This is a genomic window from Hyphomicrobium sp. (assembly GCF_036780825.1).
In the GTDB taxonomy this organism is placed as follows: domain Bacteria; phylum Pseudomonadota; class Alphaproteobacteria; order Rhizobiales; family Hyphomicrobiaceae; genus Hyphomicrobium_C.
This window is the reverse complement of record NZ_DAIQCD010000015.1, coordinates 34,884-58,294: the sequence shown is the minus strand read 5'-3', so window position 1 is coordinate 58,294 and position 23,411 is coordinate 34,884. Positions and strand designations below refer to the sequence as shown.

The following is a 23,411-nucleotide window of genomic DNA, read 5'->3' as shown; positions in this document are numbered from 1 at the left end:
CGTAACCTTTTCCCGCCAGCTCACCCGGGCCTAACGCGGGTCACGAAATGGCAGGGGCGATATTTACGCGCGTCCACGGTCACGCGCTCGCCGACCGCCACTGGCGACTGCCCGCGCGTGTCGAGGAACATGACGAGGCCGCTATCGGTCACGATCTCGGCGGTGCCCGCGGTCCAGACGCGCACGGTTCCGGTGAACGTATGCATCCCCGGCTCGAAACGGTCGAGGTCGTCCATCACGTATTCCCCTAAGCTCGCGTGTTGGCAGGCACGCCCGGATCGGTTGCTCGCATGGAAATGCGGCAGAAGAAAAAACAAACCCCGCTCGTGGGGCAAGGGATGGCTTCAATCGGATCCGCCATCCTCCTGCCGTGTCAACGGAACAAAGCACACGGGAATGACCTCCCTCAAGGTGGTCGATCCGTCGCTTTGCTTCTCGATGAGAACGAGCTGCTGGGCTTCGCGCCCTACGGGTATGACGAGGCGCCCGCCTGGTTTCAGTTGCGCCACGAGGGCATCCGGAATCTCGGGCGGTGCCGCCGCAACCAGGATCGCGTCGAACGGTGCCGCGTCGGGCCAGCCGCGATGCCCGTCGCCCACGCGGGCGTGCACGTTGGTGAGGCCGAGCTCTGCGAAGATCCGCTCTGCACCCTCGGCGAGGGGCTTCGAAATCTCGATGGTGTAGACGGCGCCTGCGAGCCGGGCCAGCACGGCCGTCTGATAGCCCGATCCGGTGCCGACCTCGAGCACCCGGTCACCGGGCTCGAGATCGAGGACGTCGGTCATCAAGGCCACGATGAAAGGCTGTGAGATCGTTTGCCCGTGGCCGATAGGAAGCGGCCGGTTACGGTAGGCCGCCGTTAGGTGTTCGGGAGGAACGAACGCATGGCGCGGCACAGCGCCGAGCGCCTCGAGCACGCGCGGCGAGATCTCCCGGCCGCCGAGGGCCTGCCTTGCAGAGCGCTCGATTTCGCGCACCATCGCTTGGCGTGCCAAGGCCATTTCATCGTCGATTGCGCTCATGAAAAGCTCCAGCCCGGCCGCCGGACCGGCCGGCGGCGGTTGACATCGTTTCGACCAACTCGAGCCTCACATAGGGCGCGTGCGGACCACGAGTAGCGTCAGGGAGTATGCAAGCATGGTTTTCAGCCGCAAGCCCGAGCCGGTTCCGGCCGAGGCACCCGCACCGCAGCTTCGCCGCATGGACCGCATCGGTGGTGCCGAGAAGCATCTGCACCCAGTGGAAACCGCCAACCCCGTGGCCGCCCAGTCGGTGATCGGCAACGATCTCTCGATCGAGGGAGAGGCCATCACGATCCGCTGCAAGGGCACGCTCAAGGTGCTTGGCAATATTCAGGCCGATCTGCACAGCCGCGAGATCGAGGTCGGCAAGGAAGCCGTCATCGAGGGCGCCATTGCCGCTGAGACGGTGGACGTCTACGGCCGCGTCAGCGGCGCCATCATGGGCAAGAACGTCGTGCTTCACGCCGGCGCCGAGGTGGAAGGCGATATTCACAGCCATCTGCTTTCGATCGAGCAGGGCGCAGCCTTCGACGGCCGCTCGCGCCGCGTGAAGGATCCCTCGGAGATCGCACCCCAACTCGAGCGCCCCGTTGCCGGCAGTGAGCCCCACCGGGAGATTGCTCCGTCCGCTCTCCCAAGCTTCACACATGCCATGAGCGGCTGACCCCCCCAAGCGCGATGCCGCTCCCGCAAAGTGCGGGAAACTATGCTAGAGCGGTGCACGGGAAGGGGGCAGCCGCAGGCCGCCCCCGCAGTGTTTTCGGGCGCCTCATGAACTATCGCCACATCTATCACGCCGGGAATTTCGCGGATGTTTTCAAGCATGCCGTCCTTGCGCTCGTCATCGAGCACCTGAAGCTGAAGGACGCGCCCTTCCGCGTGATCGACACCCATGCGGGGATCGGTCTCTACGACCTGGCGAGCGATGAAGCCCAGAGAACGGGTGAATGGAGGGAGGGCATCGGCCGCATCCTTGCCGCTTCGCTCCCGTCCGATGTGGCGGCAATCCTCGCGCCCTATCTCGATGTGGTGCGAAATGAGAATGGTAGCGGCGAACTCGTCCGCTATCCTGGCAGCCCCCTCATCGCTCGCCGTCTCATGCGCCCGAACGATCGTCTCGTCGTCAACGAGGCCCATCCCGAAGACGTTCGCCGCCTCGCGGCGCTTTTTGCTAAAGATCGTGCCGCCAAGGTGCTCGCGCTCGACGGATGGACTGCGCTCAAGGCCGTGCTGCCCCCGACAGAGCGCCGCGGAATCGTCCTGATAGATCCTCCGTTCGAGGAACCGGGCGAGTTTCGCCGGCTTCTCGACGCGCTAGGCGATGTCCGCCGGCGCTTCGCGACGGGTACGGTTCTTATTTGGTATCCGATCAAAGACGAGGCAGTCACCGGCTCCTTCCTGCGCAAGGCCGCCGCGCTCTCGATCCCGAAGCTGCTCTCGGCCGAATTGTTCGTCCGCACGCCGCAGAGCGCCGGCGGTCTCTCCGGCAATGGCCTGCTGATCCTCAATCCTCCGTTCACGCTCGAAGAGCGGCTCGCAATTTTGCTGCCATATTTAGTTGAGACCCTTTCGCAGGGAAGCGGCGCCGGGAGCCGCCTCGCGTGGCTGACGGACGAGCGCGGTCTGTCCAGGACGAAAACGCCAGCCGGATCGCACTGAGCGGCGGCGGAGCCATATCTGGGTCTTGCCTCGCAGTCGCGTTCCCCCCGAAAGACGGCGCCGGATGCTCTGCGCTGGCTGTCGAGGTGATAGGAAAAGCTTGTGCTGAGCATTGCCCGACCGAAACCTAGGTGTCTCGCGCCGCGCGGCTAATAGATCCGCCGGCCGGAGCACTGCCCCGCTCTCCAGCCGGTTCCTGCAAGGCGGGTGCGTGGAGGCATGAGATGCGCCAGGTTGGAACGGTCAAATTCTATAACGATCAAAAGGGTTATGGCTTCATCACTCCGGACGATGGCGGCAAGGACGTCTTCGTCCACGTGACCGCCATCGAGCGCGCCGGCCTGGCCTCCCTCGCGGAAGGCGCCCGCATTTCTTTCGATACCGAGCCCGACACGCGCGGCAAGGGTCCCAAGGCCGTCAACCTGCAGCAGGCAGGCTGAGGCCAGTTGTGCGGACGCAACGAGCGCATGAAAATCGCCCCGGCGGCCTATTTCCCTGTGCATGACGGATGGGCAGCGTGCGGCAAGTGGGGCAGAGTCCCCTCGCGGTCCACGCTGACGCGTGTGCCGGCTTTTTCGAGGGAGATAGAGCGATGCTCAAAGCTGTGCGTATGACGACGGCGCTCGTTGCCGTAGCGGGCTTGGCGGCCATGACGGCCTCGGCCGAGGCCAAGACGTGCGTCAAGAAGGGTGCCATCGGCGAGGCCGGAAGCCAGGAGGGCGCCAAGCTGCAGGTGGACGAGGCTCTTCTCCAGGCTGTCGACTGGGGCGCCTGGGCGTCCTGGATGTCGTCGAACAACAAGGTCGGTGCGGCCGCGAGACTGCCCGGATACGAGTTCGGCAAGCGTGCATACAACTGCAAGCAGGGCGGTAGCTGGGGCTGGACGTGCCGCGGATCCGCCACGATCTGCAAGCTCTGATCCATCGTGCGGCATTGAGGGCATCGCGCACCGCGCCCTCACGCGCGTGCGCGGTGTCGTTTCCCTTACTGCCGCTTTGCCGGGCGACCCCGGCATCCTGCCCGCGTAGTCTCGGCAAACCTGCGCATAACGTGATGGAGCGGTCTAGGCATGCCGGCCTGGCGCCGCTATAGCAGCAGGAACACAAATGATCTTCGGCCCTTACGGAGAAGCTTGATGGGTTTATTGTCCAGGTTCGCCTTCGCCGCCGCGCTGACGGGTGCGCTCGTGGCGGCCCATCCGGCTTTTGCCGGCTGCAAGCGCATGGGGTTCACGGTCAACGACTATGGCAAGGAAGGCCCGACACGTGACTCCAAGAATCTGCTCGACAAGCATATCGCCACGTGGGCGGCAGAGCAGGGCATCGAGAAGTATTCGGTCGGCAAAAAGGACGTCTCCTGCGAGCTCTTCCTGAACCTGATCCTGTTCGACGAGCACACCTGCACGGCCACGGCCACGGTCTGCTGGGGTGCCGATCTCAACAAGGGATCACAGCAGCAGGCGAAAACGACTCCCAAGCCGGCTCTGAAGAAGGAGGCGGCTGCGAAATCGTCCGACGACAAGGCCGACCGCGCTGCCGAAAAGTCTGAGCCAGCCAAGTCTGAGCCCGCGAAGTCCGAGCAGGCCAAAGCTGAAAAGTCCGAACCGGCAAGGAGCCCTGAAGCGGATCAGGCGAAAGCCGAATCCGATAGCGCGGACCTGGAAGAGACGAAGGCCGCCGACATAAAGCCTGACACGGCTTCGGACACGAACGTCGAGACGGGCGCAATCCCTGTGCCGCCGACGGCTGCCGGAACTGCCGCCGCCGTTTCGCCGGCCGCCATCGAGCCTGCGACGCCGAGCGCTGAGCCGGTGGGCACGTCGGAGAACGAGGCGAGCAAAGCGGCAGCCGCTGCCGCAGAGTCGGCCGCGGCCGCAGCCGAACGTGCCGCCGCCGCAGCCGAGCGCGCGGCCGAGGCCGCCGAGCGCGCCGCTGCTGCTATGGCGCAGCACCAGGCTCAGCCGCCTGCGGCCGCCGGCGCTGCGCCCTCGAGCGAGCCGGCATCGCCCGCAGACACATCGCCGAATGCGGAGCCGGAGAGCGCTCCGTCGTCATCGTCGGTTCCGGTCGAGCCCATCGCGCCGTAAAGCCCGGCCAGGCCGGCCGCTCGCACGAAGCGCGCTGATCCGGCAATGACAATATGCCCAAATACAAAGAGCGTCGCAGCGAGCTGCGGCGCTCTTCATGTATGGTGATAACGATCCTATTTCCGCGTTAGCCGATCGAGCCTCAGGCGGTGACGGTCATCGGTGATCAGCAGCACGGCGCCGAGCCCGGCGGCGACCACGGCCATACCCGTCGAGCCCGCAACAAGAAACAGGATCATCACCTGGTATTTGGCTGCCTCCACGGGGTCGACGCCAGCGAGGATCTGGCCCGTCATCATACCGGGAAGCGCCACGATGCCGGTCGTCGCCATGGCCGTGACGATGGGCATCAGCCCTGTGGTGAGCGCACGCCGCAGGATGGTGTCGACGGCCTCATACCGGCCCGCGCCAAGCGCGAGGCGCGCCTCGATGGCGGCGCGTTCGCGCACGGCCGCGGAGGTGATGAAATCGAGCACGAGGCTCGTGCCCTGAAGCGCGTTGCCGAGCATCATGCCGAAGATGGGGAGCACGTAGCGCGGCGCATACCAGGGGTCCGGCCCGATGACGAGCGTCGTCGCGAACAGCGTGGCGACCAGCCCCGCAAAGAACGGTGCGCCGGCTCCGAGCGCCGTTGCGGCCACGCCGGTGACACGCCGTTCCTGCCGAGACACGACCTCATACCCGGCCGCCGCGGCCATGAAGAGCGCGAACAGCGCCGTCCACAGAGCCGAGTCGAGCGAGAAGATGAAGCGCAGGGCCAGCGCCACGATGGCGAGCTGCACCACCATCCTCAGCGCGGCGATGGCGAGCGTGCGCTCGAGCCCGAGCCGGAACCAGACGGACACCAGCCCATTCGCGATCAGGAGTATCGCCGCGATGGCGAGGTCGGTCGTATCGAGCGCAATATAGGTCATGGCTGTGGGGGCTGGAGAGGTCTGGGCGCCGGATCGGACGGCGCGAGCTGCAGGCGCGCATGGGCGAGGCGATCGATGAGCCCCGTGTCGTGGCTCGCGATCAGTACGCTCCGCTCGGCGAGGAATTGAAAACGGATGAGCTCTTCGACGAGCGCCGTCGATGCCTTGTCGAGCGCCGCCGTGGGTTCGTCGAGCAGCAGCACCTTGGGTTCGTCGGCGAGCGCGCGCACGAGGGCGATTCGTTGCCGTTCGCCCGTCGAGAGCTGGCTCACGGGGCGATCGAGCATGGCCTCGTCGAGACCCACCGCTGCCAGCAGGCGGGGGATCCGATCCTGCGATGATGCAGCCGGGTTCAGGGTGCCGCGCGGCGTATCCGTCCACCATCCTGGCTCGGCCGCCGCATAGCGCACCGTCCGCCGCCACACCGCGGGCGCCATTTCCCGCTGCTCGTGCCCGTCGAGGAAGATCTGCCCATCCACGGGATCGAGGTCCGCGATAGCGCGCAGGATGCGGCTCTTGCCGGAGCCCGAAGGCCCTTCGATGGCGAGGCACTCACCGGCTGCGACGGAGAAGGACAAGGGCGGCAGCGACCCGATTCTAAGATGTTCGACGCGCAGCACCTCGGCCTCTATCGTCGTCGTGTTGATGTCACGCGAGCCAGGGAGCTGAGAAGAAGCAGGACGACGAACGCTGAGCCGCTCCGTGATTCCCCGGACGGGAAGGGCTTTAGCAAGGGCGTGAAGCGGAAGCCAGCCGGTTAGGGCCTGATCGTTTGAGGTGGATGCGGACACGCATTCACCGAGAACGTGAATCAGTCTCTCAAATAAAAACTTAGAGCGCGTTCGCGTCGCGCAATCCGAATTCCAATAAGAGTGAGCGCGCTTTAGGCCGCAGTCATTCCGGCGTTGGCCAGGGTCTCCATGAACGCGTGCTTGTCGAAGGGCTTTATGAGGTACGTGTCGGCTCCGGCCGAGAAGGCGCGCGAGATGTCTGCCGCATCGTTTTCGGATGTGGAATAGATGACGAGCGGGCGCCGGGTGCCCTCGCTGGAGAAACGCAGCGCAGTCAGGAACTCGACGGCTGTTTTGTCCGGCAGGCGCCAGTCGAGGATGAGCGCGTCGATGCTGTTGCTCTGGCAAAGCTCAAGCGCCTCGCTGGCGTTGTCCGCCTCCAGGACGTCATACGACAGTTGCTCGAGGTAATGGCGCGCGACTTTTCGGATGATTTCCGACTGATCGGCGACGAGGCAACGCTTCATGGCGCTTTTAGGCTCCGTCCGGCCGCGTATGGCCACAATGGGGAATGCGAAGGACGGGTCGGCAGCCGTGACGTAAGTCGCGGGCGCCGCCAGTTCCCAGGCCTTTATATCTTTGTGCTTGAAAGGAGTTAACGACTGGTGAGGAGGGCTCCATCACAGTCGGCAGCGAAGGCATCTCAGCGGCCATAACCTGCCGCGCAGCAAGCGCATTATGCCGCCGCAGGACGGGACGAGGTGTTCACGGATGGTATTAACTGAGGGCGGAGAGCAGCACGTCGTCGCCGTCCTTGACGATGGACAGGTTCATGCCGGCGGTCTCGGCGAGCCGCCACGTGTAGTAAGTCTGGATGGTCAGCGCATCCAGCGGCGGCACGTCTTCACCGGATATGAACGCGCCAAGGTGCTGCGGCGGGCGGGCGGCCGTGCCGCAGCAACGCAGGACGAAGCCCGGCGTCTCGATCGTGCCCTGCATGAGCACCTCGATCTCGCCACCGCGCGGCAGCGCCGTGACTGCGACCGCGATCAGGTTGAGGAGGAGCTTCACCTTATCCTTGGCCATATGGCCGGCAATGCCCTTCCAGACCAGCTTGTGCTTGCCCTGGCCGATAAAGCCGCGTGAGATCTGCTCGGCGGTACCGAGATCGATCAAGGCGCCGGCGGAGCCCGCCGCGCCGAATGCGAAGCGCGCGAACTGCAGCCGCGCCGACGCCTGCTCGGTGACGTTGCGGATGACGGAGAGCGCATAGGCCTGGGCTTCCTCGTCGTCATCCTCGTTGAGGATCTCGAGGCCATTGTAGATGGCGCCGACCGGCCCGATCACATCGTGGCAGATCTTGCTCGAGATGAGTGCGGCGAGCTCCAGATCCGTGGGATGCACGCGCTCAGGTGCGTCAGTCATGGATATGTCCTCTTGCGGTCGTCGCCCATGAGGCGGACCTGTTCTCGGGCGTAGGAACGCCATGGCCTGCCGTACGCAAGGAACGGTATCGGACGGAATGCGGGGATGCATCCCCGCGAATACTTGATCGTTCTGATACACGCCGCTCCCGCCTCTGCAAAGGCCGCGTGGCCGCAGGACGCGGCCGCGGGGGAATTTTTGCCCTCTGAATGAGCCTCGCCGGCCACGTGACGAGGTTAAAAAAGTCCGATGGGAGTTTCGCGAATCATAGCGCCACCTTGCGTAGTTTGGTTCACGTGCATCGCCAGCGCGCGCTCCCGCACAGCCATACTTTGGTAATACTTTCCGAGAAGGATTATTGAGATTCGATACATTTTCTGCATGCGGCTGAGGCGAGGCCCGCGCCGTCGGCCGCGCCTTGAGGATTGCGAAAGCCCATGATGTTTCATGTTTGCCGCAGCCCTTGGCTCGCGCTCGTCGGAGCGGCCCTGATGCTGGCGGCCGGTCCCGCGATGGCCGAGGACGGCCTTTGGAGTCCCGACAGCTACCGCAGCGGCGGCAGCGGGGCGTCATCCAGCTCGCGCAGCGGGTCATATTCTTCTTCAGGGGCTGATACCTACTCGTCGAACCGGGGCGGATACGGATCGAATGATTCGTACGCAACGCAGCGCGATAGCTATTCGGGGAGCGGCGACACGTATTCGCCGAACCGGGGTGGATACGGCAGCGATGCCTATTCCCCGCGAAACGACGCCTATTCGCGGGGCGACTCCTATTCGGCGGGGGGCGATGCCTATGTGCCGCCCAACGGCCGCGACAGTTACAGTGATCCCGGCCGTCCCGTCGACGATGGAGGCCGCGGAGGCTACGGCGAGCCCTATGCTCCCCCGGGCCAGGAAGCCTACCGCGAGCCTGGGGGCGCGCCGGACGAGGATCGGAGCTCGTACAGCCAGAACGAGATCATCGCCGCCGGCCACGGATTCTTCGGCGCCATCAGCCAGGGCCTCGGCAAGGCAGTGGAATACGCGTTCCAGAGCCAGGGGCGTCCGAACGGCTATATCCTGGGCGAGGATGCGGGCGGGGCTTTCCTCGTCGGCCTGCGCTATGGCGAGGGGCGTCTCTTCACGAAGGATGCCGGCGATCACAAGGTGTTCTGGCAGGGCCCGTCGCTTGGCTATGATGCCGGCGCAGAAGGGTCCAAGACCATGGTGCTCGTCTATAATTTGTCGGATCCCTCGGAAATCTATCAAAGATTTGGAGGCGTGCAGGGCTCCGCCTATCTCGTCGGGGGCCTCAGCGTACAGTTCCAGAAGTATGGCGAGGTCACGCTGGCGGTCATCCGTTCTGGTGTCGGAGTGCGCCTCGGCGCCAACGTGGGGTATCTGAAGTATACCCGCACGCCGACATGGAATCCGCTATAAGTCCCATATAAGGATTTATGCTTCTCCGTGGGGCGGCACGCTTGCGCCTAGCGACTGGTGCGGTTTAAGTCGCCCCATGCCAAGGGCGGGGCGGCCGAAACGGCACCAGTCGCAAAGACCAGTCGATAAGATCACTGGGCGGGACGAATGTGTGGCGGTGAAGCATGTGGCGGAAATGAGAGGGACTGATCCGGGGATGCGCCGGTGATTACCATCCAGTCGGCAATGTTCGTTGCGCTGGGGTTCTTTGCAGCAGGCCTCATCGGGTTTCTGCTGGCGCCCATCTACGGCCGCCGCACGGCGCGCATCGCGACCGACCGCCTGCGCGCCACCATGCCGCTCTCCTCCGCCGAGATCACAGCCGACAAGGACAGGCTCCGCGCCGCCTATGCGCTCACCATCCACAAGCTCGAGCAGAAGGTCGAAAAGGCTGCCAATTCCGCGGCCCGCCAGCGGGTGGAGCTCAACCGGCGCGATGCGGCTATCAGCGAGCTGGAAGGCGAGATCGAGCGGCTCGAGTCCCGGCTCGATGAGCACGAGAACGCCCGGCGCGTCCTGGAGCAGACCATTGCCGAGCGGATGCCTAAGGTCGAGGTGCGCCTCGACGAGGCGAAAGGGCTTCTCCTGCATCGCGATCGCGAGATCACCAACCTGACCCAGACGTCCAAACGTCAGGCCGAGGCGCTCGAGGAGGCGACGCAGATCAACGTCCAGCAGCGCGAAGAGATCGGCCGGCTTAAAGCGTCGCTTGCAGCCCGCGCCGCCCGCAACCGCGACACGTTCGTCGATCCCCGCTTCGACGGAGAGATAGCCCTGAGGACGGAGGTCGAGGCACTGCGCGCCCAGGCGCGCGATCAGCACGCCCTCATCTCCCGCCTGCAGGAGACATTGGCTCACGTCGAATCGAAGACGGTGGAGGGCGGGGCAGGCGCCACGCCGGACGCAGGCCTCCAGGAAGAGGTTGTGCGTCTGCGCAAGGCGCTTGCGGCGGCAGAAGCAGGCCGCACCGGCACAGCCGCGCTCGAAGCCGAGATCCGCTCCTTGCGGGCTGCGAGCGAGGACAGGGCCGCCGAGGTCTCGCGCCTCGAGGCGGCGCTCGCCGTCTACGCAGCGAAGGACGCAGACGAGCGCGCGGGGAAAGAAAGCAAGGTGTCGCTGCGCGCACGCGTCAGTGCGCTTCAAGCCGAAGCGGACGCACACGCCAGAACCATTCAGCGGTTGCGCGCGGAGGTATCCGCCGCCAACGAGAAGCTCGCCCTCCAGTCCGCGCATGCCATGGAGGAGATGCGACGGCTCGGTGCCGGCTCTCTGCCGGCTGCCGGCGCCCCCCAAGATCGTGGGGCCGAGATGGCGGATCGTCCCCACCGCTCGCTCGTTGAGCGGATCGCGGCGCCGCGTCCGCCCCAGGCGGCCCCCTTCGGAGCCTCGTCATCCGCTGCGGTGCGCCCGACGCCTGCGGAGCCCTCCCGCTCAGGCGGTTTTCTGCGCGCCTTGGGCGGACCCTCGGGCAGCGGCGATGGAGCGAAGAGCCCTATGCGCGGGAGCGGCGGAGATGGTCAAGCGCCGGCGCAGGCGTCATCTTCCGGATCTTCCGCGAATGGGGACGGTGCGCCGAAGAAGTCGATCCGCCGCTCGAGCCTCATCGAACGGATAACCCGGGCAGAAAAGCCCGTAGCCTGATATCGGGTTCTTGACAGAGGCGGGCGGTGCACTCATTGTCGCACCTCGCCGGAGGGAGGGGGCCGATCCACCCCGGCACGAAAAATCAGAATTGGGCCCAAGTCTAGGGATGGACAATTCGGGGCGGTGCCGTAAAGGCCGCCCCGAATTTGTTTCGTGTCGACCGGATCGTGGCGCGCTCGAGGCTCGGTGCCGCTCGTTCCTCGTCTCGGGCGGACAGCGATTGCCCTGCGTCTCGTTTTGCGCAGATAGTTATCGCCTGACGGAGGGGACATGATCGAGATCGCGCTGGGCGTCCTGCTGCTCGTTCTTGCCATTGCGGTGCTGTCGGGCGTGGGCGGGCTCGTTCCCGGTGCATCGGGGATCGATATCCTGCTGCTGCTCGGCTACGGGGGGCTCGCGCTCCTTCTGGCAAGCGGCGTGCTGCTGATCGCTGCCGGCATGATCCGCCGCGCCATCGCTTGTTACCCTGAGCGTCGGCACGCATTGCGAACCGCGCGCACGACAGCAACCGCGCTCATCTTCGTAGCGCTCCTTTCGATCGGCCTGCCGCTCGTTGCCGAGCCTCTGAGCCTCGTTCGCGTGGGAGGCGTGCCGCTTGGCTATTTCCTTGCTGCCCAAGGCGCTTTGATCGGTCTTGCTGTGCTCGCCTTCATCTGGGCTCTCCGCCAGAACGGGATCGATGCCGCGGAGGGTGATCCGTGAATGAGGTGATGAGAGCGCCCGCCCATGCCGCCGCCGGCCCCGCGGGACGCGTGCTCTTTGGCATCTCGATCGCCGGACGCGCGGTTCCCGTCGCTCTTCTGGCGGCGCTGCCGGGGCTCGTCGTCCTGGCCGGGTTCGATCATCTGGCCTATGGCCTCGGCCTCCTGACGGGCGTCGTGCTGGCGGGGGTGCTGATCGCGCCGCGCTTGGCGCGCCTCGGTACGCGGACAATTCCGGAAGCGCTGAACGCGCGGTTCGGGACGAGAGCGGCCATCGCCGGCGCAATCATCATCGCTCTCGTCGCCGTGCCTCTCCTTGCGGCCGAACTCGCCTTTGCGGGGTTCCTTGGAGCGGCCCTGCTCGGCGTGCCCTATGCGGCTGCGCTAATCGCAGCGCTGACGCTTTCCGTTGCGGCCGCGCTCATGCTGGGAGATCGCCGGTTCGCGCAGCTCGCCACGTTGGCTTATGCTCTCCTCGCGGGATGCATCCTGACGCTCTTGGCCTTGCTCGCCATCAAGGCGCACGGGCTCGTCATTCCGCATATCGCTTATGGGCAGGCGCTTTCCGCCGTCGCCGATCTCGAAGAGCGGCTCATCGAAAGCGGCCTCGTCGACTTCGATACCTTCTCCGTCCATGTGGCGCCATTCGTGCGCTTCACGCAGCTCGACACCGCCGCGCTCGTCATCTCGCTCGGGCTGGGTACGGCCGTGCTGCCGCAACTCGTCTCTGCACTCGCCGCCGTGGGACGCCCTCCCGACGTTCGTCTCGCCGGCGCCTGGAGCGTCTTTTTCGTCATGCTGATCCTGATCTCGGTTCCGGCGCTTGCCGCCTACGCCAAGCTCGAGATCTATAGCGCCATGGCTGCCGGAGCGCCGCTCGCCGACTTGCCCCGATGGCTCGAAGCCCCGCTCCACGCCGATCTCGCCCGCGTCCACGGCACCTCGCTTGCCATGCTCGATCAGCTGGCGAAGGCAGTCGCGGCCGCCGGCACCGACCCGCACGCCATCGCCGATCGCTTTGCCGTCCACGCACCGGCTCTGGGTGAAGCCTGGCGCGCCCTAGGCGATGAAGCTCGCGCCGCCATGCTGGCAGCCGCGCAAAGCCTCAACGGCGCGTCTCCAGGCGAGCTGTGGCAAGCATATGTCGGGCAGGTGCTTCCGGCTGCGGCCGTTGCGGCGGGAGATGAAACCGGAACGCTCAGCCAGGCTGCGCTCGCCATCGAGCCGGCGGGAGTGCTGCTCGCTCTGCCGGCCTTGTCTGGCGCCCCGGATTGGATCCTCGTTGCCGGGCTTGCGGCTGCGGTCGTCGTTGCCGCCGCGTTCGTCCGGAGCGTCGCTACGCTGTTTAACAACGGGGAGGACACCCCGCGCCGGGACGGCCGGCCGCCCTGGCACGGCATGCTGGCGTTCCTCCTTGCGGCAGCAGCCGCAGCATGTGCCATGGTGTTGAGGGCGGACAGTCTCGTCACGATTGTCGTGTCGGTACTCTCGCTTGCGGCGGCCGGCCTGTTTCCGGTGTTGGTGCTTGGCCTCTCCTGGCCGCGCGCTACAGCTGCCGGCGCTGTCGCAGCCATCCTTGCGGGTGGAGGCGTAACGCTCTGCTACGAGATCGGCATCGCGGCGGCTCCCGCCGCCTTCTACCGCGTCTCGGCACCGCTTTCGAACGCAGGCGAGTTCGCCATCGAGGAATTCGGGGCGCTGGAAGCCGAGGCGCGCGAGGGTGAGACGGAAGAGGTGAGGGCTGCGGCGGCGGAAGCCCTCGACGGGCTCGCTCGCGGCACGGCCGCACGCGCGGGCCTCGCTAACTGGTTCGGCATTGACGGCGCATCCGGCGCTGTCTTCGGCGTGCCGGTTGGGTTCGCCGTGCTCGTGCTCGTGAGCCTTCTGACGCGCCGGCGCAGACCGGCAACAACAACCGCGCACGCTGCGTGATTCTGAGCTTTATAGAAGTCCGATGAGGGCGCCACCCGCCGCAGCGACGAGGACGACGCGCCAAGGTGGAGCTTTCCACACGACCAGCAGCACGAAGCAGGTGAGCGCCAAGGCGAACGCGTGAGGGCTGGTGATCCCCGTCGTAAAAAGAGGATCGTAAAGTGCCGCCCCAAGGATGCCAACGACGGCGGCGTTTGCGCCCCGCATCAGGGCTTGCGTGCCGGAACGGATGCGCAGCGCGTCCCAGAAGGGAATAACGCCGACAAGCAGGAGCATGCCCGGAAGGAAGACGGCAATGAGGGCGATCGCCGCCCCGAGCAGCCCGTTCGGTTCCGGCGTAAGCACCGCACCGAGATAGGCGGCAAATGTGAACAACGGTCCGGGGACGGCCTGCGCGGCACCGTAGCCGGCGAGAAATTGGTCGTGTGTCGTCCAGCCTGTATCGACGACCGCCGATTCGAGAAGAGGCAGCACGACGTGCCCGCCGCCGAAAACGAGCGCGCCCGCGCGATAGAAGGCATCGAAGAGGGCGAGGCTCTGTGACGGCGCGACGGCAAGCGCCAACGGCAGGCCAACCAGCAGCGCGGCGAAGAGCCCGAGGCAAAGAAGGCTCGCGGCGCGCACCACGGGAAAGCGTATGTGGCCTGAGACCGGCGTGCCGTCCGCGCGACTGACGATCAGCCCCGCTGCACCGCCGGCCGCAATAGCCGCGACCTGGCCCCATGCGCCCGTGAACAGGATAGCGAGCACGGCGGCGGCAAGGGCGATGGTAGCCCGTTGCCGATCGGGGCAGAGGTTTTGCGCCATCCCCAGCACCGCCTGGGCGACAATAGCCACGGCTACGATCTTGAGCCCAGCAATCGCGCCCGTACCGATTGGCCCGCCAAGGCTCGATGCGCCGTAGGCGAAGGCGGCGAGTAGCAAGGCCGACGGCAGCGTGAACGCGACCCAGGCCATGAGCGCGCCGAGCGGGCCGCCGCGCAACAATCCCAATGCGAAGCCGACCTGGCTCGACGCGGGGCCGGGCAAGAATTGGCACAGCGCGACGAGATCGGCATAGCCCTGATCGTCGATCCAGCGCCGCCGCTCCACGAACTCGTGCCGGAAATAGCCGAGATGGGCGATGGGACCGCCGAAGGACGTAAGGCCGAGCTTGAGAAAGGCCAGGAACACTTCTCCCGGCGAGCCCTCCTGCCAGCGTGCGCCGCCGGCCACCGCTTCCGCTTCTCTCATCGCTTGATCACTTTCCGGCAACCTCGAGGCCTGCGCGTCTCCTGGCGGCAACCATGCCGCCGAAACAAATGCAAGCCTATGACAAGGTTGGTTCTGATGGTCCGCGCGCCGACATGCAGCCTTGCGGCTGGCTGATCGGGCGAGCGCCATGCACGTATGTTGCGGTGCGGGAGAATTTTGAGCCGGAACGGCTCTAGCCGTAGGCCAGCCTCGGCTGCCATTCGGCGGCTTCCGTGGTCGCGAGGAAGCGCGCGACGGCGTCGATGCTCTCCCGATCGCGCAGGAGAGGTGCATGCCCCTGTCCCTTCACCACATACGTCGACAACGCCGGATGCCGTCTCGCCATCTCCTCCACCGTTTCGGTCGATAGGATGTCCGAGGTTTCGCCTCTGAGCACCAGAACCGGAACGCGCTTCAGCGCTTCGAACTGTGGCCAGAGCTGCGGGATCGGCCCGTCGAGCACCGACAGCGCGTTTGACAGCGCCGGATCGTATCCCGGCGCCGGCCGACCGTCGCGCTCGTTGAACCATTGCCGCGCCACCTCTTCCCACTCCGCCGCCGAGATGGCGGGAAAGGCGCGCTTGCCCATGTCCTGGACGAGGGCTCCGGCGTCCTTCCAGGAGGCGGGCAGCGGAATGCGCCCCACGTAAGCGGCGATGCGCCCGAGACCTTTCTGGTCGATGACAGGGCCGATGTCGTTCAGCACCACGGGCCCCACGGAGCGCGGCTGAGCGACTGCCATCACCATGGCGATGAGGCCGCCGCGGGAGGTGCCGAGGATCGCGGCACCAGCCGTGCCCGTGACGGTCATGAAATCGAGCACGTCCGTCATTTCGAGCGGCACGGAATAGTTGCGCCAGTCCGGATCGTTCTCCGAAAGCCCGCGTCCGCGATAGTCGAATGTATAGACGTCGCGCGGAGCCTCTGCGTGCTGCGAAAGCGCCTCGGCGATGACGTGGAAATCCCGCCCGTTGCGCGTCAGCCCCGCGAGACAGACGACAGGACGCCGTTGTGCGCTGTTCTGGAATGCCGCCGGATAGTGGCGGCCATAGAGCCTCAGCCCGTCGCGGGCGGTGAAGTAGATGTCCCGATACGCTTGCTCGAGGCGCGACATGCAAAACAACCCTGCTGTTAGCTTTCCTCGGGGCGCCCAGCCCTGAAGAGCGCTCACTTCAAAGCCAAGAACTACCCATCCGACTTTCCGCTTTTTCCGCCGGCCGCCACGCGCGCCCGGTTGAGATCCTCCTCGAGCCTCAGCGCCGCCTCTTCCTCGCCGAGCCGCGAGCGGTAGATCTGAATGTTGGCCAGCACCTTGCCCACGTATTCGCGCGTCTCCTGGATCGGGATCCGCTCGATCCAATCGATGGGATCGACCTTCGGGTTCCGCGGATCTCCGAACTCGCGGATCCACTGGCGGGCCCGTCCGGGTCCCGCATTGTAGCCGGCGAGCGTCAGGATATACGAGCCCGAGAACTCCTGCATGCGGTCGCCGACGTAGGCCGAAGCGAGCATGGTGTTATAGGCCGGGTCGGAAGTCAGCCTGTCGATGTCGCACTTGATTTTGTAATCGCGGCAGACGTGCTTGGCAGTGATCGTCATCACTTGAAGGAGCCCCTTGGCCCCCGCGCCCGAAACGATGAGCGTATTGAACTCGGTCTCCTGGCGGGCGAGGCCCAGCAGGAACGCCGTCTCCGGCGGCTTGCGCAGCGGCGTGTAGGCCGGGAAGGGATGCACCGGATAGGCGTAGTAGTAGAGGTTGTGGCCGCGCGCGATGCCGGCTTTGGCGACGCGCACGGCAGACTGCGTATCGCCCACGGCTTCGGCGAGGTGCGCCACCATCGCGAGCTCCGCTTCGTTCTTGATGTGGAACATCCTGAGCTGCACCAGGAACGTACGCATGACGCTGGCGTCGAGCCCCGCGCTCTTCGCGATCACGACGGCCTTGGCGGCGTCATGGGCGATGAAGGCGCGGATCTCATCCGCGGAGGGCGCCTTGGGAGCCGATGTGGTGATGGCGAGACGCCCCGGCTCGAGCTTCTGGCGCGCAAGCAGCGCGTGGAACGTGTCCGGATCGGACAGCGCCTGCCGGTAATATTCGTCGGCCGCGGCCCGCTGGCCTTGTGCCTCCGCCGTGCGGCCGAGCCAGTAGCGGGCCTTGGCGCGGCTCAGTGGGCCGTCCGCCGCCTTGTTCAGGGCCTGGAAGTGGACCTCGGCCCGCTTCGGGTCTTGCAAATAGCGCAGAGCCAGCCATCCAGCCATGAACGCCTGGTCCTTGAGCGGATTGGCGCCGAGCGGCCCCGCTTCGCGCACGAGCGCATACGCGAGCTTCGGATTGTCGGCCTTCAGGGACGCGTAGGCAAGCGCGCGCCGTTCGATCCACCAGGCGTCCGGCGCCACGATGCGCGCTTCCTCTGTCGGCGCACTGAGCATGACCTTCGCCGCCTCGTCGGCTTTGCCCGCGCGCCGCAGCGCCTGGATGCGATGGAACACGAGGCCCCAGTCGGGGGCTTGCTCGGCGGGCAGCGCCTCGATGTCCTTAAGCGCCGTCTTGGAGCCGAGGAACACAGCGAGGCGCGCTTGTGCTTTCTTCTGCTCGGAAGCCGGCAGCAACGCGATGACGCGCTTCACGATGGCCGCGCGCTGCTTCTTCTCGCCCTGCCAGCGGATATCGTCGAGCAGCAGCCGGTCGAGCCGCCATTTGTGATCCGCCTTGGTGAGCAGCGGGCCGAACCGCGCCAGGAAGCCGGGCTCGAGCGCGGCGGGCAGGATCGTCTCACGCCAGGCTCGCGCGGCGAGACGGCGCGCCGCATCCGTCTCCCCGAGGGCCAGATGGGCCGATGCAAGCGCCGCAAGTCCGACGCCGGTCTGCGGCTCGCGATCTGTGAAATAGGATTTGATCTCGCCCGAGCTGCCGCCCTGCTTGAACAGCACCTCCTCGAACTTCGCCGTGAGGGTGGTGCGATCGCCCCAGGCAGGGTTCGCATCGAGGAACGCGCGGTATTCGCGAGCCTCTCCTAGCCCCTTGCGCAGCCGGAACCAGTCGACAAGCTTCCGCGCCACGGGATCGTCGATCTGCCGCTTGATGGCCTCGGCCGCTGCGACATCCGCCTTGGCGCCGGAAAGCGCTCGAATCGCATCGCGTAGCCGCTGCGCATCGCCCGCGCTCAGCGTGAACGTCGCCAGCGGCGCGATGGCCTTGTCGAGGCGCTGGATATGCTCGCGCTCCGCTTGAGAAGGATTGGCGGGCTTCGGCATCTTGCCTTGCGCCGCCCCGATGGACGTTGCGGCGACCAAGGCAACCATCAAGGCCAGGGCTCTGCGGCCGGGCATCCATGCCCCCAGCCGGCTGTGACGTAGGCTTGCTGCGGAGGTTGGTCCGATCACGCTCATCCTCGCCGTGGCGCCGCGAGAGCGCCAGTTAATGGAAATGGGGATTAGGTCTGCGCCGCCCCCGATACGGCTGGCTTTCCGTCTGAATTAAGCGGTATGCAACCTCAAACGCTGCGTCGGCTTGCGGCCTGCCACACGAGCGCATAATGTTCACCTTCTCAGCCGCATTTAAGGCCGTTGCCGAGACAAGCGAATTAGGGTGAAGGTACAAACTCGCGCGTTGGCGTCAAGGTGCCCTGGCCCGTAAAGTACACGTCGATCGGGCGGTCTGCCACGGCACGATGGCGGGAGTGCTGTGCGGCATACGAGGCAACGAGAGATCGAGGGCGAATGTTTAGGGGCTCCATCACGGCGCTAATCACGCCGTTCAAGAATGGCCAGCTCGACGAGGAGGCGCTGCGCCGGCTCGTGGAGTGGCAGATCTCCGAGGGCACGCACGGGCTCGTGCCGACCGGCACGACGGGCGAAAGCCCAACTTTGGATTTCGATGAGCACAAGCGGGTCATCGACATCGCGATCGAAGTCGCCCGCAAGCGTGTGCCCGTGATCGCCGGCACCGGCTCGAATGCCACGGATGAGGCGATCGAGCTCTCCCAGCACGCGGAGCGCTCCGGGGCCGACGGGCTCCTGATCGTCAACCCCTATTACAACAAGCCCAGCCAGGAAGGGCTCTACCAGCACTTCAAGGCCATCAACGATAGCGTCGGCATTCCGATCCTCATCTACAATATTCCAGGCCGCACCAACGTCGATATGTCGGTCGAGACCATGGCGCGGATCTTCGAGTTGAAGAACGTCGTCGGCGTCAAGGACGCGACGTCCAATCTGGCGCGTGTGTCCCAGCAGCGTGCCGCCATGGGGCCGGACTTCATCCAGCTCTCCGGCGAGGACGTGACGGCGCTCGCGCTTGCTGCCCACGGCGGGCACGGCTGCATCTCGGTGGCGTCCAACGTCGCCCCGCGCCTGTGCGCAGAGCTCCAGAACACGCTGATGAAGGGAGACTTTGCCGCTGCGCTCGCACTGCAGGACCGGCTTTTGCCGCTGTTTGACGCGCTGTTCGTTGAGACGAATCCCGGCCCCGTGAAATATGCTGCTTCGCGCCTCGGTCTATGTGCGCCCGATATGCGCTTGCCGATGGTCGCGATATCCGATCGGGCGAAGAAAGTCGTCGACGCGGCGCTTGCCAAGGTGGGCCTGCTGCAGGCGGCCGCCGCCGAATAGAAAGATCATAGAAAGAATAAAGAGCCATGTCGGCCAAGAAGGATGACGGCCGCCGGCTCGTGGCCGAGAACCGGAAAGCACGCCACGAGTACTTCATCACGGATGACTACGAGGCCGGCATCGAGCTCAAGGGCACCGAGGTCAAAAGCCTGCGCGCCGGCCAGGCCAATATTTCCGAGAGCTTCGCCTCGTTCGAGGACGACGGTAGCTTCTGCCTGATCAACGCCCATATCCCGGAGTATCAGCAGGCGGGCCGTTTCTTCCAGCATGAGCCGCGCCGCAAGCGCCGCCTGCTCCTACGCAAGAGCGAGCTCGCCAAGCTCTTCAACGCCGTGTCGCGCAAAGGCATGACGATCGTGCCGCTCGAGCTTTATTTCAACGCGCGCGGCCGCGCCAAGCTGAAGCTCGCCCTGGCGGAAGGCAAGAAGCTCCACGACAAGCGCGAGACCGCCGCCAAGCGCGACTGGGACCGCCAGAAGGCACGTCTGTTGCGCGAGAAGGGCTGACGTGACGGGCGACCGAGCCGCAAGCGGGGCCGACCCGCGATGAGCGCACCCTGGCCGTGGCCGGCACCTCTGGATGATGGCGCTGCGTCCCACCTCGTGTCGGGCGTCGTGCTTCCCGACATTTCTCTGGCCTCCACCGAGGGCCTAGCCGTATCGCTGTCCCGCCTCGCTGGCCGCTGCATTGTCTTTGCGTATCCGTGGACCGGTCGCCCAGGTCGTCCAAACCCGCCACGATGGGATGACATACCGGGCGCCCATGGCTCGACACCCGAAGCGGAAGGGTTTGGCGAGGCGTACGGGGCATTCCGCGAGGTCGGCATCGACGTCGTAGGCATGAGCGGCCAGACGACGGAGGAGCAGCAGGAATTTGCCGCCCGCCTTCGCCTGCCGTTTCCGCTCCTCTCCGATGCCGCGGGTGCGTTGCGTACAGCGCTTCGCTTGCCGACGTTCGAGACGGGTGGCGTCGTCTACCTCAAACGGCTAACGCTGGTTCTGAGCGACGGCGCAATAGAGCGCGCCATCTACCCCGTACATCCGCCGCACACCCACGCCCGCGATCTGCTGAGCGCTCTTTCGCAGTGACGGCTCAAAAACGCGATCACAGCACATCGCTTTCGATGTCGCCGGCCGAGTAGCCAAGCTTCTCGAGCCCCTCCTCCAGATAGTCGGCGAGAAGCGGCAGCCCGAGGAGATAGCTTGCCGTCGCATCGCCGCGCTGGCTGCGCGCCGTCTCCACGGCCTCCTCGAACTCTTCCGGCTCGAAGGTGCCGCGCCCCACCCAGGCCAGCGCAACCAACTGCACCTGCTCGTCGTCATTGAGCGCATCGATGAACCCGGCGATCTCCGCGGCGGTCGCATCGTTGGCGAAGTCCTCGAGGATAGCGTTCGGATCCTCGTCGGCGTCGCCTTCGCTCGTCGACGTGTTCCAGGCGCCGACCTTGGCGTCGTACTCGCGCGCCTTGATGATGACGTGCGCCACCTTCTCGGGTGCGATTTCGAGCACGGGCTTGGCGGCCATGGATGTCCTCCGGCGAGACATGAGAGGATCGCCCAGCGGCGGGCGTCCGGCCTTCCGTGCGTCAGATGATAGGCGTCAACCCGAAAACCTTGAAGAGGAAAGCGTCGCCGAGAGGGTCTTTGAACGCGTTCAGCGCGCGCCGTTCGGGAGGCCGTCCAGATAGGCCCGCACATCGCGGAAGACGGCGTGGAACATCTCGGTCGTGAGCCGGCCGGTGTTTGTGTTGAGGCGCGAGCAGTGCAGGCTGTCGAAGAGCGCGAGCGGCCCAGCCTCGTGGCGCGTACCATGGCGGAATGGGAATTGGCTCTTCTTGAGCCCGAGCGTGGTGATCGTCTGCTCGTGCGCGACACGGCCGAGAACGACCAGGGCCTTGAGCCGTGGAAGGGCCGCGAGCCGTGCCGAGAAATAGCCGCGGCAGGTGGCGATCTCCACCGGCAGGGGCTTGTTGCCCGGCGGCACGCACCGCACGGCATTAGTGATCATGCAGTCCACGAGGCGAAGGCCGTCCTCGGGGTCCGCGCGGTACACGCCCTCCGCAAATCCGAAAGTAAGGAGCGTCGAGTAGAGGAGTTCGCCGGCATAATCGCCCGTGAACGGGCGTCCGGTCCGGTTGGCACCGCGCATCCCCGGCGCCAGCCCGACGATCAGGAGCCGCGCCTTATCGACGCCGAATGAGGGCACCGCGCCATTGAACCAGGCCGGCTCGGCCCGCTCCGCTTCGTGGCGGTAAGAGACGAGACGCGGGCAAAGCCCACAGTCGCGCGGCGCCTCCGGAGGAAACGGTGCGGGTGACGGAGTTTGAGGATGAGGTGCGTTGGTCATTGTTCCGACGATTCGACCTGAGCGCCGTAGAAGAGCGCGTGGGCCGCCGTCCGGCAAGGGGCCGCAAAAGCGCGGTTGCGTAGGCTTGCTGCGTAGCGCCGGGCCGCCAGCCGCCCGGCGAACCCAGTTAGACCTCTTCCTCAGAGACGTGATCGGTCTCGCTGTAATGGTCGCGGTGCCCGCGCCCCGGCGTCGAGCGCCCGCTGCTGCGGTTGGCGGCATCCCGTCCGATGAGATGCTCGAGATCCGCGAGGTCGATGAACTGGTCCGCTTGGCGGCGAAGTTCGTCCGCCACCATCGCCGGCTGCGTCTGGAGCGTCGAGACGACGCTGACGCGGCGCCCCTTCTGCTGCAGAGCCGCCACCAGTCCACGGAAATCTCCGTCGCCAGAGAAGAGCACGATATGGTCCAGCGTATCGGCGAGCCGCATGGCATCGACCGCAAGCTCGATATCCATGTTGCCCTTCACTTTGCGCCGGCCCGACGCGTCCGTGAATTCCTTGGTCGGCTTGGTGACCATGGTAAACCCATTGTAGTCGAGCCAGTCGATCAGCGGCCGGATGGAGGAGTATTCCTGGTCTTCGGTGAGCGCCGTATAGTAAAGCGCCCTGACGAGCTGGGCCTTTTGGCGGAACAGAGCCAGCAACCGCTTGTAATCGACGTCGAATCCCAGGGCCTTTGAGGTCGCATAGAGATTTGCGCCATCAATAAATAGCGCGATGCGCTCGCCTTGGTAGAAGTGCATTGTTGTTATCCTTGAGCGAAAATGGGCAGTGTGCTGGTTGGTCCATGCACGGAAATCGAAGCCATTGGCCAAACATACCGGAAGGTGGTTCGCTTCTTAACAGCAATGAGCAACGATCTTGCACGGAAGAAATCGAACGAGAGTGAAAATTGCCTTACGTCCGTGTGCCACCAGCGCGTCCGGATCGAGTCCAACGACAGTTTGCATTGGAAGTGGGGGCTCCGCTAGGAATTGCAACCGCTTGAAACCAATTGCCGCGCCGGGTTTACCCTCGTGCCCCGATTTCATGGGTGGACTTGCCGAAAGGCCCATTTCGTGGCAATTAACCCCTCTTGAGAGGTAAGCTGCGCCTTCACGGGTTGTGGCAACCGAAGGTTTTACTCCGCATCATCTGCGACACACCAGAGAGGGGTGCTAGCGAATGGCACGCGTCACAGTTGAGGATTGCGTCGATAAAGTCCCCAACCGCTTCGAGCTTGTCCTGCTCGCAGCGCACCGGGCTCGTTCGATCAGCAACGGCAGCGCAATCACTGTCGACCCAGATAATGACAAAAATCCGGTGATCGCGCTTCGCGAGATCGCCGAGCGCACGATCCCCGCTGAGGATATGCGCGAATCCCTCATTCATTCAATTCAGAAGAACGTCGAGGTCGACGAGCCTGAGGCCGCCGCCGCGCCCGTTCTTCCGCAAGAGCGTCGCGCGCCCGTGCTCGGTCGTGACGATCAGGCGTCCGATACCCAGGTCGACGTGCTCACCGAAGAGCAGCTTCTGCGCGGCCTTGAGAGCATGACGCCGTCCGAACCGTCCTCCAACGGAGGCATGCCGCGCGAGCGCGGCCGCTGAGAGGCTAAACAGCCACGGCCGTTGCGTTGAGCATCGGTTTCTGACGACCTGAGGCGTT

The 23,411-nt window shown here is 65.5% G+C and carries 25 protein-coding genes; 13 read left to right on the top strand and 12 right to left on the bottom strand.

Translation table 11 applies throughout. The features are described 5' to 3' along the window. Positions 1 to 20: 20 nt before the first annotated feature. Both V7P99_RS08495 and V7P99_RS08490 read right to left on the bottom strand, forming a co-directional pair. Entirely contained in the window at positions 21 to 239 is a 219-nt protein-coding gene (locus tag V7P99_RS08495) for a hypothetical protein (protein WP_442909889.1), read from the bottom strand. A gap of 105 nt (positions 240 to 344) precedes the next feature. Next, positions 345 to 1,022: a protein-L-isoaspartate(D-aspartate) O-methyltransferase gene (locus V7P99_RS08490; RefSeq protein ID WP_333794372.1), complete on the bottom strand. Its 678-nt coding sequence runs from the start codon at positions 1,020 to 1,022 to the stop codon at positions 345 to 347. Positions 1,023 to 1,137: 115 nt separating this feature from the next. Here V7P99_RS08490 and V7P99_RS08485 point away from each other — a divergent pair, with 115 nt between their 5' ends. The 5 genes from V7P99_RS08485 to V7P99_RS08465 all read left to right on the top strand — a co-directional run bounded on the left by V7P99_RS08485 (position 1,138) and on the right by V7P99_RS08465 (position 4,767). After that, on the top strand, positions 1,138 to 1,686 hold the full coding sequence (locus V7P99_RS08485) for a bactofilin family protein (RefSeq protein WP_333794371.1): 549 nt from the start codon (positions 1,138 to 1,140) through the stop codon (positions 1,684 to 1,686). 107 nt (positions 1,687 to 1,793) lie between these two features. Further along, positions 1,794 to 2,681 (top strand): 23S rRNA (adenine(2030)-N(6))-methyltransferase RlmJ, encoded by an 888-nt coding sequence (locus V7P99_RS08480; protein WP_333794370.1) that lies wholly within the window; start codon positions 1,794 to 1,796, stop codon positions 2,679 to 2,681. A 224-nt stretch (positions 2,682 to 2,905) separates the two neighbouring features. Next, positions 2,906 to 3,121 carry a cold-shock protein gene (locus V7P99_RS08475; RefSeq protein ID WP_333794369.1) on the top strand — a complete coding sequence of 72 codons (216 nt, stop codon included), beginning with the start codon at positions 2,906 to 2,908 and terminating at the stop codon, positions 3,119 to 3,121. A 152-nt stretch (positions 3,122 to 3,273) separates the two neighbouring features. Next, positions 3,274 to 3,600: a hypothetical protein gene (locus V7P99_RS08470; RefSeq protein ID WP_333794368.1), complete on the top strand. Its 327-nt coding sequence runs from the start codon at positions 3,274 to 3,276 to the stop codon at positions 3,598 to 3,600. A 216-nt stretch (positions 3,601 to 3,816) separates the two neighbouring features. Then, positions 3,817 to 4,767, top strand: coding sequence for a hypothetical protein (locus tag V7P99_RS08465; protein WP_333794367.1), 951 nt, complete (start codon positions 3,817 to 3,819; stop codon positions 4,765 to 4,767). A gap of 116 nt (positions 4,768 to 4,883) precedes the next feature. On the opposite strand, the gene V7P99_RS08460 is transcribed toward V7P99_RS08465, so the two are convergent. The 4 genes from V7P99_RS08460 to chpT form a co-directional block, all read right to left on the bottom strand. Then, on the bottom strand, positions 4,884 to 5,681 hold the full coding sequence (locus V7P99_RS08460; protein ID WP_333794366.1) for an ABC transporter permease: 798 nt from the start codon (positions 5,679 to 5,681) through the stop codon (positions 4,884 to 4,886). Beyond that, a complete protein-coding gene (locus tag V7P99_RS08455; RefSeq protein ID WP_333794365.1) occupies positions 5,678 to 6,301 on the bottom strand; it encodes an ABC transporter ATP-binding protein in 624 nt (207 codons plus the stop codon). The genes V7P99_RS08460 and V7P99_RS08455 overlap by 4 nt, the downstream gene beginning before the upstream one ends. Before the next feature lie 263 nt (positions 6,302 to 6,564). Further along, a complete protein-coding gene (locus V7P99_RS08450; protein WP_333794364.1) occupies positions 6,565 to 6,939 on the bottom strand; it encodes a response regulator in 375 nt (124 codons plus the stop codon). A gap of 250 nt (positions 6,940 to 7,189) precedes the next feature. Further along, a complete protein-coding gene (chpT, locus tag V7P99_RS08445) occupies positions 7,190 to 7,837 on the bottom strand; it encodes a histidine phosphotransferase ChpT (protein WP_333794363.1) in 648 nt (215 codons plus the stop codon). Positions 7,838 to 8,274: 437 nt separating this feature from the next. On the opposite strand from chpT, the gene V7P99_RS08440 reads away from it, so the two are divergent. From V7P99_RS08440 to V7P99_RS08425, 4 genes are all read left to right on the top strand, one after another. Beyond that, positions 8,275 to 9,258: a DUF1134 domain-containing protein gene (locus V7P99_RS08440; protein ID WP_333794362.1), complete on the top strand. Its 984-nt coding sequence runs from the start codon at positions 8,275 to 8,277 to the stop codon at positions 9,256 to 9,258. Between the two features lie 204 nt (positions 9,259 to 9,462). Continuing rightward, on the top strand, positions 9,463 to 10,938 hold the full coding sequence (locus V7P99_RS08435; RefSeq protein ID WP_333794361.1) for a hypothetical protein: 1,476 nt from the start codon (positions 9,463 to 9,465) through the stop codon (positions 10,936 to 10,938). A gap of 273 nt (positions 10,939 to 11,211) precedes the next feature. Further along, complete coding sequence (locus tag V7P99_RS08430) at positions 11,212 to 11,643, top strand: DUF4212 domain-containing protein (protein WP_333794360.1); 432 nt, start codon at positions 11,212 to 11,214, stop codon at positions 11,641 to 11,643. Beyond that, positions 11,640 to 13,574 carry a sodium:solute symporter family transporter gene (locus V7P99_RS08425; RefSeq protein WP_333794359.1) on the top strand — a complete coding sequence of 645 codons (1,935 nt, stop codon included), beginning with the start codon at positions 11,640 to 11,642 and terminating at the stop codon, positions 13,572 to 13,574. The genes V7P99_RS08430 and V7P99_RS08425 overlap by 4 nt, the downstream gene beginning before the upstream one ends. A gap of 9 nt (positions 13,575 to 13,583) precedes the next feature. Here the strand turns inward: V7P99_RS08425 and chrA are convergent, their stop codons facing one another. From chrA to V7P99_RS08410, 3 genes are all read right to left on the bottom strand, one after another. Then, positions 13,584 to 14,807, bottom strand: coding sequence for a chromate efflux transporter (chrA, locus tag V7P99_RS08420; protein ID WP_333794358.1), 1,224 nt, complete (start codon positions 14,805 to 14,807; stop codon positions 13,584 to 13,586). Positions 14,808 to 15,000: 193 nt separating this feature from the next. Then, the gene (locus V7P99_RS08415) at positions 15,001 to 15,921 is read right to left on the bottom strand and encodes an alpha/beta fold hydrolase (protein ID WP_333794357.1); all 921 of its coding nucleotides are present in this window, start codon (positions 15,919 to 15,921) and stop codon (positions 15,001 to 15,003) included. A gap of 71 nt (positions 15,922 to 15,992) precedes the next feature. Further along, positions 15,993 to 18,110, bottom strand: a complete 2,118-nt coding sequence (locus V7P99_RS08410; protein ID WP_333794356.1) for a lytic transglycosylase domain-containing protein — start codon at positions 18,108 to 18,110, stop codon at positions 15,993 to 15,995. A gap of 417 nt (positions 18,111 to 18,527) precedes the next feature. On the opposite strand from V7P99_RS08410, the gene dapA reads away from it, so the two are divergent. The 3 genes from dapA to V7P99_RS08395 are packed head-to-tail and all read left to right on the top strand — an operon-like array spanning position 18,528 to position 20,506. Then, positions 18,528 to 19,418, top strand: a complete 891-nt coding sequence (dapA, locus tag V7P99_RS08405; protein ID WP_333794355.1) for a 4-hydroxy-tetrahydrodipicolinate synthase — start codon at positions 18,528 to 18,530, stop codon at positions 19,416 to 19,418. Positions 19,419 to 19,444: 26 nt separating this feature from the next. After that, a complete protein-coding gene (smpB, locus tag V7P99_RS08400; RefSeq protein WP_333794354.1) occupies positions 19,445 to 19,924 on the top strand; it encodes an SsrA-binding protein SmpB in 480 nt (159 codons plus the stop codon). Positions 19,925 to 19,963: 39 nt separating this feature from the next. Further along, positions 19,964 to 20,506: a peroxiredoxin gene (locus V7P99_RS08395; RefSeq protein ID WP_333794353.1), complete on the top strand. Its 543-nt coding sequence runs from the start codon at positions 19,964 to 19,966 to the stop codon at positions 20,504 to 20,506. Between the two features lie 16 nt (positions 20,507 to 20,522). Here V7P99_RS08395 and V7P99_RS08390 read toward each other — a convergent pair whose 3' ends face one another. From V7P99_RS08390 to V7P99_RS08380, 3 genes are all read right to left on the bottom strand, one after another. After that, positions 20,523 to 20,942 carry a DUF3775 domain-containing protein gene (locus V7P99_RS08390; protein ID WP_333794352.1) on the bottom strand — a complete coding sequence of 140 codons (420 nt, stop codon included), beginning with the start codon at positions 20,940 to 20,942 and terminating at the stop codon, positions 20,523 to 20,525. Positions 20,943 to 21,071: 129 nt separating this feature from the next. Continuing rightward, positions 21,072 to 21,764 (bottom strand): uracil-DNA glycosylase, encoded by a 693-nt coding sequence (locus V7P99_RS08385; protein ID WP_333794351.1) that lies wholly within the window; start codon positions 21,762 to 21,764, stop codon positions 21,072 to 21,074. 127 nt (positions 21,765 to 21,891) lie between these two features. Then, positions 21,892 to 22,509: a LabA-like NYN domain-containing protein gene (locus V7P99_RS08380; protein ID WP_333794350.1), complete on the bottom strand. Its 618-nt coding sequence runs from the start codon at positions 22,507 to 22,509 to the stop codon at positions 21,892 to 21,894. Between the two features lie 421 nt (positions 22,510 to 22,930). On the opposite strand from V7P99_RS08380, the gene rpoZ reads away from it, so the two are divergent. After that, positions 22,931 to 23,353, top strand: a complete 423-nt coding sequence (gene rpoZ, locus V7P99_RS08375; protein WP_333794349.1) for a DNA-directed RNA polymerase subunit omega — start codon at positions 22,931 to 22,933, stop codon at positions 23,351 to 23,353. The last annotated feature ends 58 nt before the right edge of the window (positions 23,354 to 23,411 follow it).